Origin of the sequence: Streptomyces cinerochromogenes (genome assembly GCF_014648635.1) — a bacterium.
Taxonomy (GTDB): domain Bacteria; phylum Actinomycetota; class Actinomycetes; order Streptomycetales; family Streptomycetaceae; genus Streptomyces; species Streptomyces cinerochromogenes.
Window position 1 is genome coordinate 302,593 of record NZ_BMRM01000010.1, and the last position, 15,329, is coordinate 317,921.

Consider the following 15,329-nt stretch of genomic DNA (forward strand, 5'->3'; position numbering starts at 1 on the left):
GTCACCAGCCCGACGCGGTGTAGACGACGGCGCGGGTCGCCGGGTCGCCCCAGGCGAGTTCGCGGAGCAGCGCGGCGGTGCCCTCCTCAGGGTCGATCAGCGCGACCCCGCGCCGGGCGTACGCGCGGCCGAGTTCCGCGTCGACCATGCCGGGGTGGGCGCCGGCCGGTGCCCAGGGACCCCAGTGGACGGTCAGCGCGCGCCGGCCCGTCCGGGCGGCCCAGTCGGTGCCGAGCGTCTCCAGGGCGTCGTTGGCCGCGGCGTAGTCGGCCTGGCCCCGGTTGCCGAGGACGGCGGCGATGCTGCCGAACAGCACGGTGAACGCCGGTGCGGCCGGCAGGTCGTCCAGCGCGGCGAACAGGGCGCCGGCCCCGGCCGTCTTCGTGCCGTAGACACGCTGGAAGGACTCGGGGGTCTTCTCGGCGATCAGCCGGTCCTCGATCACCCCGGCGGCGAAGACCACACCGTCGAGCCGGCCGTGTTCGGCGTGGATCTCCTTGACGGCCTGGAGGACGGCGTCGCGTTCCCGGAAGTCCACCGAGCGGTAGCGGGCCGTGCTGCCGAGCGCGGCGAGTTCGGCGAGCGTGGCGGTGATCTCCCTCTGCGCGAGGATGCGTTCGGCGGCCCGGTTGATCTCGGCGGGCCTCGGTGCGTCCGGGCCCGCTGCGAGCGCGGCGCGCAGCTCGACGGGGGTGCGGGCGGTGGCGGTCCGCGCGGCCTCGGGTGCGGTGGGCGCGGGGGTGCGGCCCAGCAGCTCGATCCGGCACCGGCAGGCGGCGGCCAGGGTGGCGGCGAACCGCGCGGTGATGCCCCGGGCACCGCCGGCCAGCAGCACCACGGAGTCCCGGTCGAGTCCCAGGGCGGCGGCCTCTGCGGCACCGTCCCCGGCGGGTCCGGCGCCGGTGCTGCCGAGCGGGCCGAGGGGCACGGGCACGAGCTCCAGACCCCGGCGGTGTCCGGTGGCCGTACGCAGGACCACGGGGGCCGGTTCCGGTGCGCGCAGCTCGGCGAGGACGGCGTCGGCGACGGCCGCCGGTCCGGTGTCGCCGGCCACCAGCACCCGGGCCAGGAGGTCGGGGTACTCGCGGCCGACGCTGCGGATCAGCCCGTCCAGGCCCGCCGACCGCAACGCCCCGGCGCCGTCGGCGGCACGCACCGCCAGCAGCACGCGGGGGCCGCACGCCAGCGCCGCCCGGAACACCGGGAAGGCGTCCGGCAGCACCGGCTGGTCGGGGCCGGCGAGCGCCCCCAGGTAGAGGACGCCATCCACCGGGCCGTAGGCCGTGCCGCCGTGTGAGCCGCTGGCCGTGCCACCGTCTGTGCCGTCGGCCGTGCGTTCGGTCGTGCCGAGGAGATGGCCGCGGTCGAGCAGTACCGTGCCGGCCCCGCATCCGCGGAGCCGCGCGGCGATCTCGTCCGCCACGGGGCCGGGTCCGCCGAGGAGGACGAACCGCCTGCCGGACAGGTCGGCGGCGGGACTCGGGTCCGGATCCGGATCCGGCAACGGGACCGGCCGCAGCTCGCAGCGTCGGGGGGCGACGCCGCGAGGGAGGTCGGGGGCGGACGTGGGGGCGGAGGCGAGTGCCGTGCCCGGCGCGTCCTGCCGGGGTGCGGTGCCATGAAGGGTGCCGGCTGCGGAGGCGGACGCACCGCCGGGTGTGTCCGTCCGGGCCGCGACGCCGTGGGGCGCATCGCCGGGTGTGTCCGCCCGGGGAGCCGGGGGCGCGCCGGCGGCCGTGCCGGAGTCCGGCTCCCCCTCCCCGGCGCCCGCCTCCATCCGTGTCGTCAGCCAGGCCGTGACCGCCGCCGCGGTGCGCGCCGTGGCCAGTTCCTCCAGCTCCGCGTCGGCCAGGAACCGCGCGCCGGCCGCGATGCCCAGGCGCTGCGCGAGTTCGCCCGCGATCTCGGCCCGCTTGATCGAGTCGATGCTGAGGTCCGCTTCCAGGTCCAGGTCGGGTTCGATCATGTCGACGGGGTAGCCGGTCCGTTCGCTGATGATCTCGCGTACGACCCGCTCGACGTCGTCCGCCGTGACCGCCGGGCCCGGAGCGGCGGCGGCCTGTACGCCAGAATCCGGCACCGGTACCGGCACGGCGGCCGGGGCCGGTATGACCGGTGCCGGTACCGATGCCGGTACCGGTACCGGTACTGACACCGGTGCAGGTATCGATGCAGGTACTGGTGCCGATGCCGTGGGCGTAGGCGAGGGCGTGGCGCCGAAGTAGGTCAGCAGGACGTCCCTCTGTGCGGCGATCATCTCCCGGCTGGTGCGCAGGAACTCGGAGATCAGCGCGTCCCGGTCGGTGGGGACGCCGTTCGGCTGGTCGGTCGTCACAGTCGCCTCCACGACGCGTCGGGCCGGCGCGAGCGCACCGGGAAGGAGGGCTCCGTCGGCGGTACGGACGAGGTGTCCGTCGACCGTCCAGCCGGGCCGCTTCGGCGCCGGGGTGCGCAGCGCGTCGACGGCGTCGCGGCCCCGGAAGAGCCAGGCTGTGCGCACCGGCTGCCCGGCGACGGCGAGCCGGGCGAGGGCGTCGAGCCAGCCGGCCAGGCCGCTGTCGGCCCGCGGTTCGCAGGCGACCGTGCGGTGCGGGCGGTCGCCGAGGATCCGGCCGACGAGCCGGGTGAGGACCGTACCCGGGCCCGCCTCGACGAAGATCCGCGCCCCTGCCTCGTACATCGCCTCGATCTGCGCGGCGAACGCGACCGGCGCGCCGATCTGCGCGGCGAGTCCGGCGCGCACGGCGTCGGGCTCCGGCGGGTACGGCGTGGCGGTGCGGTTGGACCAGACGGGGAACTCGGGGGCCCGCACCGGCTTGTCGGCGAGGACCTTGGCGAACCGCTCCCCCGCGGCGGCCACCACCGGGCTGTGGAAGGCGCAGGCCACCGGGATGCGGCGGGCGCCGAGGCCTGCGGCGCGCAGTGCCCGTACGGCGGTGTCGACATCCGCCGTGGGCCCCGAGATCACCGTCTGCTCGGGCGAGTTGACGTTGGCGACGACGACCGACCCGGGTGCCCCGGCGGTGCGCAGGGCGCCTGCGACGGTGTCGGCGGGGGCGCCCACGGCGGCCATGGTGCCGGGCTCGTCCCCGGCCGCCGCCAGGATCGCCCCGGCCCGCTCCGTGCTCAGCTCCAGCAGGGTCTCCGGGTCGAGGGCCCCGGCCGCGGCGAGGGCGACCAGTTCGCCGTAACTGTGCCCGGCGGCGAGGTCGGGGCGGACGCCGGCCGAAGTGAGGAAGGCGTGGGCGGCGAGGCCGGTGATGCCGAGGGCGGGCTGGGCGGCCCGGGTGTCGGTGAGCGCGGCCCGGTGGCGCTCGCGGACGGTGTCGTCGAAGGCGGCCGGCGGGAAGAGCCGGTCGGCGTGGGCCCGTCCGAGGTGCAGGTAGTGCCGCAGCTCGGGCAGGGTGACCAGGAGGTCGCCGAGCATACCGGGGCGCTGGCTGCCCTGACCGGGGAAGAGGAAGGCGACCAGGCCGACGGCCGGGTCCGGGGAGCCCTCCGCCGGCCCTCCGGCCCCGCCGCCCTCGCCCGCGAGGTGCACCCCGGTCCCCTGTTCGGGGCGCCCCGCCAGGAACTGCCTCAGCTTCGCTGCCAGTTCGCCGGTGTCCCCGGCCACCAGGGCTGCCTGTACCGGCTCGTGGGAGACGTCGGCGCGGTGGGCCGCGGCCAGGGCGAGGTCGCGGAGCCGCCAGGGGCCGGCCTGGGACTCGGCGGCGCGGAGGATCTCCTCGGCCTCCCGGCGGGCCGCCGCCATGTCCCGGCCCCGGAAGAGGAACAGCTCGGCGGGCCAGGCGTCCAGGGCCTGGCGGGGCGGCGGTGCGTCGCCGTAGGCCGCCAGTACGGCATGGAAGTTGGTGCCACCGAAGCCGAACGCGCTCACCCCGGCGAAGCGTTCGCCGGCCGGAGCCGCCCAGGGCTGGGCGCGGGTGTGGAAGACGAACGGGCTGCCGGCCTCCTCCCAGGCGGGGTTGGGGTGGTCGAGGTGGAGGGTGGGCGGCTTGACGCCGGTGTACAGCGCGAGGGTGGTCTTGATGAGGCCGGCGAGTCCGGCGGCGCACTTGGTGTGCCCGATCTGCGACTTGACCGAGCCGAGCGCACAGCCGCCCGTTGTCGCCCCGGCCTCGGCGAACACCTCGCCCAGCACGGTGAGTTCCGTGCGGTCGCCGACGACGGTCCCGGTGCCGTGCGCCTCCACCAGGCCGACCGCGGCGGGCGGGACGCCGGCGTTGCGGTACGCCCGCTGGAGCGCGGCCCGCTGCCCCTCGGGGCGGGGCGCGGTCAGGCCGCGGGCGCGGCCGTCGCTGGCGGAGCCGAGGCCCTTGACCACGCCGTAGATCCGGTCGCCGTCGCGCTCGGCGTCCGCGAGCCGTTTGAGGACCACGCAGGCCACGCCCTCGCCCAGGGCGATGCCGTCGGCGGAGGCGTCGAAGGCACGGGACCGGCCGGTCGGAGAGAGCGCGTGGACGGAGGAGAACAGGACGTAGTCGTTGATGCCGTTGTGCAGGTCGGCGCCGCCGCACAGCACGAGGTCGCTGGTGCCGCAGACGAGTTCCTTGCAGGCGACGTCCAGCGCGGCGAGGGAGGAGGCGCAGGCCGCGTCGACGGTGTAGTTGGCGCCGCCGAGGTCGAGGCGGTTGGCGATCCGGCCGGAGATGACGTTGGCCAGCATGCCCGGGAAGGAGTCCTCGGTGAGCCGGGGCAGCTGCTCCTCCAGGCCGTCGGGGACCTTGCCGTAGTACGACGGGAGGACGGCGCGCAGGGTGACGGCGTTGGACAGGTCGCTGCCGGCCTCGGCGCCGAAGACGACGGAGGTGCGGGAGCGGTCGAACTCCCGGCCCCGGTCGCCGTATCCGGCGTCGTCCAGGGCTCTGCGGGCCGCCTCCAGGGACAGCAGCTGGACGGGTTCGACGCTGCCGAGGGAGGCGGGCGGGATGCCGTAGCGCAGCGGGTCGAAGGGGATGGGCGGCAGGAAGCCGCCCCACTTCGAGGCGGTGCTGCCGGTCGTGTGGTGGACGGCGGGGTCCCAGCGGCCGGGCGGGACCTCGGTGACGGCGTCGCGTCCGGCGACGATGTTCGCCCAGAAGGTGGCGAGGTCGGGGGCCTGCGGGAACATGCACGCCATACCGACGATCGCGACGTCGAGCGGCGGGGGCGGCGGGGGCGGCGGCGGTCCGGCCACGCGATCCCGCCCGGGCCGCACCGCCCGTACCGCCCGTGCCGCGCCTGCCCCCCGTGCCGCGCCTGCCTCCCCTGCCTCCCCGGCCGCCCCTGTTGTCCCTGCCGCCGTGGCGGCTCGTGCGGCGAGGAAGTCGGCGGCGCCGTCGGTCACCGCGTGGTGCAGGGCGGCCACGGTGGTGGGGGCCGAGCGCAGGACGGCGACCTGGCCGGCCATGAACAGCCCGTCGCTGAGCTGGAGTTCCTCGTCGACGGTCCGCAGGTCGCCGTCGTCGGTCCGGGTCAGGCCCTTGCTGGCGATGCGCAGCCGGCCGACGTTGAGGCGTTCCAGTCGCTCCCAGGCCTCCCGCTCCGGCACGCCCTGGGCGCGTAACGCGGCTTCCCGCTCGCGGTAGTCGCGGGTGAAGGGGCTGGGCACGCAGCGGGTGGCGTGTCCGGGGGCGGTCTCCAGCAGGGCGGTCGCGGTGGCGGTGAGGACCTGCCGCTGGAACAGCGGCCGGACGGCGCCGTGGGTGACGGCCTCCTCGGTGAACAGGTAGGCGGTGCCCATGAGGAGGCCGACGGCGGCGCCCTGTGCGGTGAGCGGGGCGGCCAGTGCGGCGACCATGGCCGCCGACCGCTCGTCGTGGACGCCGCCCGCGAAGAACAGCTCCAGCTGCCGTGCCGTCTCGTCCCCTCGGCTGGCCAGGAAGCCCTCCAGGACGGCGAGTTGGGCCTCCCAGAGCGGGAAGGAGGCCCGGGGTCCGACATGGCCGCCGCACTCGGACCCCTCGAACACGAACCTGCGTACGCCCGCGTCCAGGAACTGGCGCAGCAGCCCAGGCGAGGGCACGTGCAGGAAGGCGTGGATCCCGGCCCGCTCCAGCGCCTCGGCCTGGGCGGGCCGGCCGCCCGCGATGACGGCGTGGGTGGGCCGCAGCTCCCGTACGGCGTCGAGCTGGGCGCCTCGGATGTCCTCCGGCGCGAAGCCGAGCACGCCCACGCCCCAGGGCCGGCCGTCCAGCACGGCGCGCGCCTCGGTGAGCATCTCCCGGGTCCGCTCGCCGTCGGCCAGGGCCAGCGCGAGGAAGGGCAACGCCCCGTCCTCGGCCACGGCCGCGGCGAACCCGGCCCGGTCACTGACCCGCGTCATGGGCCCCTGCGCCACCGGAAGCCGCGTCCCCAACGCCCGGCTCATGGCAGACCCGGCCCGCAGGACGGTGGCCGCCAGGGGCGCCGGTGCCGGGGCGGCCCCGGGCACCGGGTCCGTGGCCGCCGAAGACTCCGACACACCGGCCGACCCGCGACACGGAGCCGTAGCCCCCGAGGACTCCGACACACCGGCCGACCCGCGACACGGAGCCGTAGCCCCCGAGGACTCCGACACACCGGCCGACCCGCGACACGGAGCCGTAGCCTGCGAAGACGTCGGCGCCATGGCCGGCCCGGGCCGCGGGTCCTCGGCCGGCGGCGACGCCGGCACCGCCCGGGTCACCCCCTGCCCCGCGGGAGGCACCGGTGCGGGCGCCGCCTCCGTCGCCTCCCGCACCGCCGCCACCAGTGCGCGCACGACGCCGCGCACGTCGTGCCACCGCTCGGCGAAGCGGGCGGCGAGGTAGCCGTCCTGGCCCACCGGGAGCAGTCGGCCGCGGGTTTCGCGGGCGCTCAGCAGCGCCGCGACCGCGTCGGGGTCGTCGGGGGGCGGCTGGGGCGTGTCCGGGCCGCGTCGCCGCAGTACCCGGTGTCCGCCCAGCACGACGGTCTCGGAGCCGTCCAGGGACCGCAGCACCGCCCGGACCGCCTCGGGCAGCTCCGACTCGGCCAGCAGCGCCAGCTGGCTGTCGAGGACGACACCGGCCGCCCCGCCCGCCACGGCTGCCGCCGCCGTGCGCGGACCGATGCCCCCGCAGGCCCAGACGGGCAGGTCACGGGCCGTCAGCTCGGCGTCGGCCAGGAGCTGTTGGAGCAGGACGAAGGTGCTCAGCTCACCGACCCGGCCGCCGCTCTCGCTGCCGCGGGCGATCAGTCCGCGCGCTCCGGCGCGGACGGCCGTACGGGCCTGCGCGAGGTCGGTCACCTCGGCCAACACGCGTATGCCGCCAGGGAGTTCGGCTGCTGTCCAGGGCGCGTCCGGGGTCAGGACCACGGTGTCGACGGTGCCTTCGGCGTCGTCGAGGTCGGCGGGGGCGAGGGCGCAGCGCCGGGTCACGCGCAGGCCGAAGGGGCCCGGCGCGGCCCTTCTCAGCCGGGACAGCTGTTCGCGGGATCTTCGGTCACCGGTGCCGAGGTCCAGGATGCCGAGGGCGCCGGCCGAGGTGGCGGCGGCGGCCAGACCGGCGTCGGGTTCTCCGAACGGGGTGAGGCACAGGATCAGGTCGTGGGCACGCACAGGGGAGGTCATGATGCTCCGGCACGATCGGCGGGGACAGCACGGTGGGGGTACGCGCGGCGAGACACTCTGGTGCGAGGGCAACGGAAACTAGCGAGGTCATTACTCGCGGGTCAATAACGCCGCAGTCTTTCCCCGTGCGGTGGCGCCGATCCGGCCAGCGCGCCGAATTCCCCGCAAGGGGCGGTAAATCCAGCGATTCCCTTGCGGTACGGAGCGTCCGGTGCGCGGCGCCCGGGCCGTCCGGTCATACGTGGCACACCGGACCGAACTCCGGCAAAGCGTCCACCCGCTTCACCGCGCGCTCACCTCGGCGCCGCGCGCCGGGACATTCGGAGGGGTTCTGTAAATTCCGGATGACGTCGGCCCGGTGGCTCGAACCGGGCCGACGGGAAACGGACACGGTGGCACGGGCCCGTGCCACCGCACGAGCGGGGCCACCCCGCACGGAGCGGCCCCTTCTCCCGTCAGCCGAGCACACCTCGCACGGCCGCCGTGGCGGGACTGCCGCCGCCGGCGCTCCTCCCGGCAATCGGCGAGGTCAGCGTGTCGGGCAGATCCAGGGTGCCGGGTGCGCCGGGTCCGCCGAACGTGTCGGGGACCGGCGCCGGGAGGTCCCCCGCCTCCCCCACGGCCCGGACGCCTCCGGCCGGCCGGTCCGTCCGGGCGGCGCGGATCTGTGCGACACGCGGAGCCGTGCCCCGCCCGCCGACGCCCAGACCGGTCCGCCCCGGTTTCCCGCGCGAGCCGCCCGTGCCCTCCTGGCGGTCGGGGGACCGCCCGGCACCGGCCCCGGCCCGCCCACCGCGCGCGTCCGGCACCCCCCGCCCGTCCGGCACCACCCTCCGGCCCGGTTTCGCCCCCCGGGCCGGTTCCGCCCCGCGGTCCGGCTCCGCCCGGCCGTCCGGGACCGTGCCGGACCGTGGCCGTCCGCCGACCGCCGCAGGCTGCAGAGCCCACCTCTGCCCGGCCGAGCCGTCGCGTTCCGCCACCCCGACCCGCGCGCCGGACCGGCCGGAGCCGGGAGCCAGGGCCAGACCGTGGTCCCGGCGGAGCAGGATCTCGCCGCCCACGGTGACGTCGTACGACACCTCCGCGGCGGGTGCGCGGCAGCCGGCCAGCGCGACGGCCCGGGTGCGGGGGTCGGCGGCGAGGCAGAGGGCGGGGTCGGCGGCGCTGCGCAGCAGACCGTCGTCCTGGTACGACCACTGCTGCGCGAGGGCCGTCGAGCAGGCTGCCAGCCGGACGCCCGCGCCCACCGCGACCCGGTCGCCGCGCACGTCCAGGCAGAGCCCCGAGGCGAGGCCGCGCAGGGTGCCGTGGGCGACCTCGGCGGGTACGCCGACGGAGGCGGTGGAGGGGGAGGCGGCGGGACGGGCGCCGGCCCCGCTCGGCCGTGCCGCCCCTCCGGCGTGAGCTCCCCCGGTACCCCCGGCGGGGGCTTCCCGGGCCCCTCCGGCAGAGGCTTCCCGAGTCGCCCCGGCGGGAGCTCCCCAGGCCGCGCCGGGGGCAGGGACAGCGTTGTCACCCGACCGGCTTCCGGCCACGAGGGCGGTGGTGAGCAGGGCGAGGGAGACGAGCCCGACGCCGAGGGCCACCGCCGCACGGTGGCGGGGCTCCGCCTCGGTGCGGTGCCGGCCGCCGGCGCCGGGGGATGCGGCCGGCGGAGCCGACGGCGGTGGGGCCGGCCACTCCTCGGGGGCGGCGCGGCCGGGCCGCGCGGCGAGGTAGCGGCGGGCACCCCAGCCGAGCACGGCCTCGGCGAGCAGCAGGGGCAGGCCGCCGTCGAAGAGGCCGAGCTGTTCGGCGGCGTGCCGGCAATGGGCGCAGACCGTCAGATGCCGGCGCACGTCCGGCAGCAGGGCGCCGCCGCGGCGGAGGGGGACGTCGAGGAGCCGGTTGTAGAAACGGCATTCCGCAGTGGGCGCGAGTTCGCGGTGGGCGCGGACGCAGCCGGCGCGGAATTGCTCGCGTGCCTGCTCGAGGACCGTTGCCGCGGTGGCCGTGTCGATGCCCAGCAGACCGGCTGGTATGTTTATGGGTTCGGCCTCGACCTCCGTGTGCCAGAGAAGGCATTGGGAGGCGCCGGGAAGGGCCCGGAATGCGCGGGCGGCGAGCTGTCTGCTTTCCGGCGGCCCGGGCTTTGTGGCGCGCAGCCCGCGGCCACCGGTGGTTCTGCGCAATTCGGGCAGGGCGATACGGGCCGCGTCGTCCACGGCCCAGGCGCGGACGAGGTCGCGGACGGCGACCAGCAGGCGCGGGCGCAGGGCGCCGCCGGCCGCGCCGGCCGCCGTACGGCCGAGCACCCGGTGGAAGGCCGCGGTGGCCACCAGCTGCGCGGTGGGGCCGGCGGCGGCCAGGCAGACCACGGCGTAGTCGCGGGCGGCCCGCCAGTGCCGGGCGAGCAGCAGCGCGACGGCGTGGTGGTGGCCGTCCTCCGGACCGCTCAGCCGGGCGACGAGATCGCGGTCGGACTCGCCCGTCGGGGCGGGCAGGGGTGGACAGGGCGGGCGTGGGGGGTAAGGGGACTGCACGGAACCATTTCCTTTCCAGCCGCAGGACGGGCATGCGCAAGGGCGTCCTGTCGGAAAGCAGTGCCTGATTGGTGCATACCTAAAGGGTTCGGCCTCGACGTCGACGTGGGCCTTTGCCCTCCCGCGGGGAGGCTCACCCTGGCACACGCGGCTCGCAGGAAACAAGAAGCGCGAATGCCCCGGGGGAAAAGTCGGGGAATTGGCCGGAGGTTACCGCCGGTATCGCCGACGGGTACCTGAACCGCGCTCAACTTCGGTGTGGGCAATGCCGGATGGGCAAAGCGGGATGGCACACGAAATCTCCGGCTTCCCGGTCGGCGGCCGGCGGCACCGTGCACGGGGTGCTCTTCGGCGGGCTGCGGTACGACACCGGGGACGAGGCCGGGTACCTGCGCACGGGGGCCGCCCGGCCTGCGCCCGTGCGGACCTCGGCCCCGGCTTCACCACTCGGCTGCGGGAGTTCGTGGCCGGGCTGCCGGACCGGGAGGAACAGCGGCGGGCCGCCTGACGCGGAGCCCGCCTCAGGCCGGCCGGTGCCCCCCGGGGGACACGCGGACCACCACGGCCAGGAGGGCGGCCACCAGGCAGACCGCGCTGAGGGTGACCCACACCGTGTCGTAGGTGCCGAAGACGTCCCGTGCGGTGGCGCCGAGGAACGCCGAGGCGCCGGCCCCCAGTTGGTGGGCGGAGTTGGTCCAGCCGAAGACGATCGGGCCGTCGTCCCCGTAGGTCCGCTGGCACAGGGCGATGACCGGGGGCACGGTCGCGACGTCGACGAGACCGTAGACGACGGCGAAGGCGATCATGGACGGCCGGGCCGTGGCGGTGAAGAGCAGGGGCAGGGTGAGCAGGGTGAGGGCGCGGACGGTGAAGTAGACGGCCAGCAGCCGCCGGGGGTCGAACCGGTCGGTGAGCCAGCCGGAGACGGCCGCGCCCAGGGAGGAGAAGACGCCGATCAGGGAGAGCATGGACGCGGCGACGGTGGCGTGCATGCCGTGGTCGTGGGCGGCGGGCACCCAGTTGCTCCACATGATGCCGTTGGTGGAGGCACCGCAGATGACGAACATGCCGGCCAGCAGCCAGAAGGTGCCGGTGCGCATGGCCTGGACGAGGACGGTCAGGGTACGGCGGGCGGCACCCTCGGCGGGGGCGGGCTTGGCGACGAACTCCTCGCTGCCGTAGGGCAGGGCGCCGACGTCGGCCGGATGGTCGCGCAGGAACAGGGCGACGAGGGCGGACACGGTCAGCGCGGCGAGCGCGAGGGTGACCACGGGCGGCTGCCAGTCGTAGCGGTCGACCGCCCAGGCGAGCAGCGGCAGGAACAGGAGCTGGCCCAGGTGGCTGGAGGCGCTGAGCACACCGGTGACCAGACCGCGCCGGCGGACGAACCAGCGGCTGGTGACGAGGGCCGCGAACGTCATCGTCAGACAGCCGCTGCCCAGACCGATGAGCACCCCCCAGTACAGGACCAACTGCCAGGGCGCGGTCATCGCGTTGGTGAGCAGGGCGCCGGCGGCGACGAGGAGCATGGCGCCGGCCGCCACCCGGCGGATCCCGGCGCGTTCCATCAGGGCGGTGGCGAAGGGGGCGGTGACCCCGAAGAGGACCATGTTGACGGAGGCGGCCAGCGCGATCTGGCCGCGGTCCCAGGCGTACTCCTGGTGCAGGGGGGTGACCAGCAGGCCCGGGACGGTGGTGAAGGCACCGGCGGTGACGATGGCCGCGCCGGCGACGACGGCGATGGCCCACGCCCGTCGCCCGGCGGGCCGGGGACGGTCCGGTGCGGAGGCGGGGGGTGAGGTCACGGGGGTCTGCGCTTGCTGAGCCATGACTCCAGCCTGTCCGGGACGACGGCCACCCAGCGAGTGTCTCGATGGCCATGATGCGCAAGAATGTGGCCATGCCGGACCGGACCGTCTTCTCGCATCCCGCACGCCACGGCGTCGCCGTACTGGCGCGCCAGATGACCCTGCCCATCGAACTCGGCATCGTCCACCAGCTGTTCGGACAGGCCCGCACCGGGGCGACCCCGGACGGCGAGCCCCTGTACGAGGTCGTCACCTGCGCCCTCGACCCCGGCCGAGTGCGCACCGACGGGGACTTCACCCTCAACGTCGCGCACGGCCCGGAGGCGCTGGCCGAGGCCGACACGGTGATCGTGCTGTCCTCCTACGACGACTACGAGCAGGAGCTGCCCGGGCTCCCGGGGCCGCTCGCCGACGCGTTCGCGCGGATACGGCCGGGCACCCGGGTGGCCTCGATCTGCACGGGCGCCTTCGTCCTCGCCTCCGCCGGCCTCCTCGACGGGCGGACGGCGACCACGCACTGGCGGTACGCCGACCGGTTCGCCCGGCTGTTCCCCCACGTGGAACTGGATCCGGACGTGCTGTACACCGACGGCGGCGACGTACTGACCTCGGCGGGCTGCGCCTCCGGGATCGACCTGTGCCTGCACATGATCCGCCGTGACTTCGGCATGGCCGTCGCCAACGACGTCGCGCGCCGCACGGTCGTACCGCCGCACCGCGAGGGCGGTCAGGTGCAGTACGTCCGCCGGCCCGTGCCGGAGCCGTCGTCGCCGTCCACCGCCGCCGCGCGCGGCTGGGCCCTGAAACGGCTGGCGGAGCCCATCACCCTGGGGCAGATGGCCGCCCAGGAGGCCATGAGCGTACGGAACTTCACCCGTCGCTTCCGGGACGAGGTCGGCACCACGCCGATGAACTGGCTCACCCAGCAACGCCTGGAACGGGCCCGGGAGCTGCTGGAGGAGTCGGATCTGCCGGTGGAACAGGTGGCCGAGCAGGCGGGTCTGGGCACGGCCGCCAATCTGCGACAGCACTTCCACACGGCGCTGGGCACCTCGCCCAGCGCCTACCGGGCCACCTTCCGCGGGCCGGGCACGGCGGCATGACGCGGCGTGGGGCGGCCGGACGGCCGCCCCACGCAGGGAAGAGGATCGGGAGGGCTAGCGCCCGAACTCCCGGTTGCCGAGGTGCTGCGGACGCGGCTTGGGCGCGGCGAACGGCTCCTCCAGCGTGTTCTCCACGCTGTTGTAGACGATGAAGATGTTGGAGCGGGGGAAGGGCGTGATGTTCCCGTTGGAGCCGTGCAGCAGGTTCGAGTCGAACATCACCGCCGAGCCTGCGGGACCGGTGATCTGCTCGATGCCGTGCTGCTCGGCCATCCGCGTCAGGTGCTCCTGGCCCGGCGAGCCGACGGTGATGCGGTGCACGCGCAGCGACTCCTTGTGGAACTCGGGCGGCGTCTCCCCCACCGACGGGATGAACGTCTTGTGGGTGCCCGGCATGACCAGCAGCGGCCCGTTGAACGGGTGGTTCTCGCTCAGCGCGATCGAGACGCTGAACGCGCGCGGCCGGGGCATGCCGTCCTCGGCGTGCCAGGTCTCGAAGTCGGAGTGCCAGTCGAACTCGGCGCCGCCGAAGCCGGGCTTGTAGTTGACCCGGCTCTGGTGGATGTACACGTCGGAGTCGAGGACCTGGCGGGCGATGTCGGTGAGCCTGGAGGAGAACAGCAGCTTGGCGAAGACCTCGCTGACCTTCTCGACCTCGAACACCGAGCGCACCCGGTCGGAGTCCGGCTCCATCACGACGCGCTCGCTCGCGCGCAGCACCGGGTCCTGGCCCAGGCGCTGCAGCTCCGCGCGGTAGGTCTCCACCTCGTCCGGGGTCAGCAGGCCGTCGAGGACGAGATAGCCGCCCGCGTCGTAGGCCGCCAGCTGCTCCTGGCTGAGCGGGCCGGGGCCCTGCCCCCACACGGTGGGGTCGACCCGCGGCTGCGGGACGGCCTCGCCGGTGACGCGGGTCGGGTAGAGGTCGCGGCGGACGGTGGTGCTCATGCGGCGGTCTCCTTCACGGGTGAGGCGGTGTCGGTCAGGGGGTCCGCTGCCGGATCCGGGGCGGGCAGCGGGCCGATGCGCTGGAGGATCTCGTCGTGGTGGCCCTCGCCCAGCAGGCCGGCGGGGAAGAGCAGTTGTTCGGTGATCTCGGCCGTCCGACGGCGGGCGTACTGCCGGAGCACCATGAGGATCGAGCGGTTCTCGGCCGACACGCTCGCCTCCACGAAGCGCGCCCCGCGGGCGCGTTGCCGCTCGGCGGCCTCCTCGAAGAGCTTCACGCCGAGGAAGGGGATGCCGTGCCGCGGGCTGACGGCGGTCTGCCACACGAAGTAGGTCTCCGGTTCCTCGGGGCGGCGGTAGCCGGTGAGGAAGCCCACGATCTCGTCGTCCACGGTGGCCACCAGGGAGCAGTCGGCGAAGTCGCGGAACCACAGGACGTAGGCGTACGGACTGTTGGTGTCGAGGCCGGGCGTACTGGCGACCAGTTCCCACACCTTCAGCCCGTCCGCGGGGGTCGGGGTGCGGAACACGGCCTTGGCGGCCGCCATCTCAGGCCGCCTCCTCGTCGGTGAGCAGGGGGTAGACGCCGTTCGCGTCGTGGTCCTCCTGGCCGGTGACGGGCGGGTTGAACACGCAGATGTAGCGGGAGTCGGTCTTGGGGCGCAGGGTGTGCCGCTCGTGCCCGTCGAGGAGGTACATGGTGCCGGGGGTGATCCAGTGCTTCTCGCCGGTCTCCTCGTTCGTCAGCTCCGACTCGCCCTCGACGCACAGCACGGCCTCGATGTGGTTCTGGTACCACATCGACGTCTCGGTTCCCGCGTAGACGGTGGTCTCGTGCAGGGAGAAGCCGACCCGCTCCCTGGCGAGGACGATGCGTTTGCTCTCCCAGGTGCCGGACGCCGCCTTCACATGGCGGTCGGTGCCCTCGATCTCCTTGAACGAACGGACGATCACGGTGTGACGCCTCCTTGGTTCGGGTGTGCGGATGTGCGTGTGTGTCGGTGTGCGTGGGTCGGCGTGTACGGGGGGTCGCGTGTACGGGGGGTGTACGGGCGTGCAGGGGTCAGGCGGTTTCGCGGACGGCGCGTGCCAGGGTGTTCAGCCCCTCGTCCAGTTCCTCGGGGGTGATGGTGAGGGCGGGCAGCAGCTTGACGACCTCGCCCTCGGGGCCGGACGTCTCGATGAGCAGCCCGAGGTCGAAGGCGCGCCGCGCCACCCGCGAGGCCCGGTCCTTCGCCCGGAACGCCAGACCCCAGACCAGGCCCCGGCCGCGGTACCCCGTGACGTCGGCGGGGTTCTCCGCGCGGACGGCGGCGAGTTCCCGCTCGACCTGTTCGGCGCGGGTGCGGGTCTGCTTCTCCATCGCGGAGCCGTCGGTCCAGTACGTCTCCAGGGC

General features: G+C 75.2%; 8 protein-coding genes. 1 reads left to right on the forward strand and 7 read right to left on the reverse strand.

Annotation, left to right across the window (positions count from 1 at the left end):
* Position 1: 1 nt before the first annotated feature.
* The 3 genes from IEZ20_RS21460 to IEZ20_RS21475 all read right to left on the reverse strand — a co-directional run bounded on the left by IEZ20_RS21460 (position 2) and on the right by IEZ20_RS21475 (position 11,906).
* Positions 2–7,555 carry a type I polyketide synthase gene (locus IEZ20_RS21460; protein WP_229896170.1) on the reverse strand — a complete coding sequence of 2,518 codons (7,554 nt, stop codon included), beginning with the start codon at positions 7,553–7,555 and terminating at the stop codon, positions 2–4.
* A gap of 455 nt (positions 7,556–8,010) precedes the next feature.
* The gene (locus tag IEZ20_RS21470; protein WP_189301145.1) at positions 8,011–10,077 is read right to left on the reverse strand and encodes an RICIN domain-containing protein; all 2,067 of its coding nucleotides are present in this window, start codon (positions 10,075–10,077) and stop codon (positions 8,011–8,013) included.
* 521 nt (positions 10,078–10,598) lie between these two features.
* A complete protein-coding gene (locus IEZ20_RS21475; protein WP_189301147.1) occupies positions 10,599–11,906 on the reverse strand; it encodes an MFS transporter in 1,308 nt (435 codons plus the stop codon).
* Positions 11,907–11,977: 71 nt separating this feature from the next.
* On the opposite strand from IEZ20_RS21475, the gene IEZ20_RS21480 reads away from it, so the two are divergent.
* On the forward strand, positions 11,978–12,988 hold the full coding sequence (locus IEZ20_RS21480; RefSeq protein WP_229896171.1) for a GlxA family transcriptional regulator: 1,011 nt from the start codon (positions 11,978–11,980) through the stop codon (positions 12,986–12,988).
* Between the two features lie 54 nt (positions 12,989–13,042).
* Here the strand turns inward: IEZ20_RS21480 and thpD are convergent, their stop codons facing one another.
* The 4 genes from thpD to IEZ20_RS21500 form a co-directional block, all read right to left on the reverse strand.
* Entirely contained in the window at positions 13,043–13,933 is an 891-nt protein-coding gene (gene thpD / locus IEZ20_RS21485) for an ectoine hydroxylase (protein WP_189301152.1), read from the reverse strand.
* Positions 13,930–14,481, reverse strand: a complete 552-nt coding sequence (gene ectA, locus IEZ20_RS21490; protein WP_189301154.1) for a diaminobutyrate acetyltransferase — start codon at positions 14,479–14,481, stop codon at positions 13,930–13,932. The genes thpD and ectA overlap by 4 nt, the downstream gene beginning before the upstream one ends.
* A 1-nt stretch (position 14,482) precedes the next feature.
* A complete protein-coding gene (locus IEZ20_RS21495; RefSeq protein ID WP_189301157.1) occupies positions 14,483–14,887 on the reverse strand; it encodes an ectoine synthase in 405 nt (134 codons plus the stop codon).
* Between the two features lie 109 nt (positions 14,888–14,996).
* Positions 14,997–15,329, reverse strand: a 333-nt coding sequence (locus IEZ20_RS21500) for an aminotransferase class III-fold pyridoxal phosphate-dependent enzyme (protein WP_189301159.1), incomplete at its 5' end; no start/stop codon positions are given.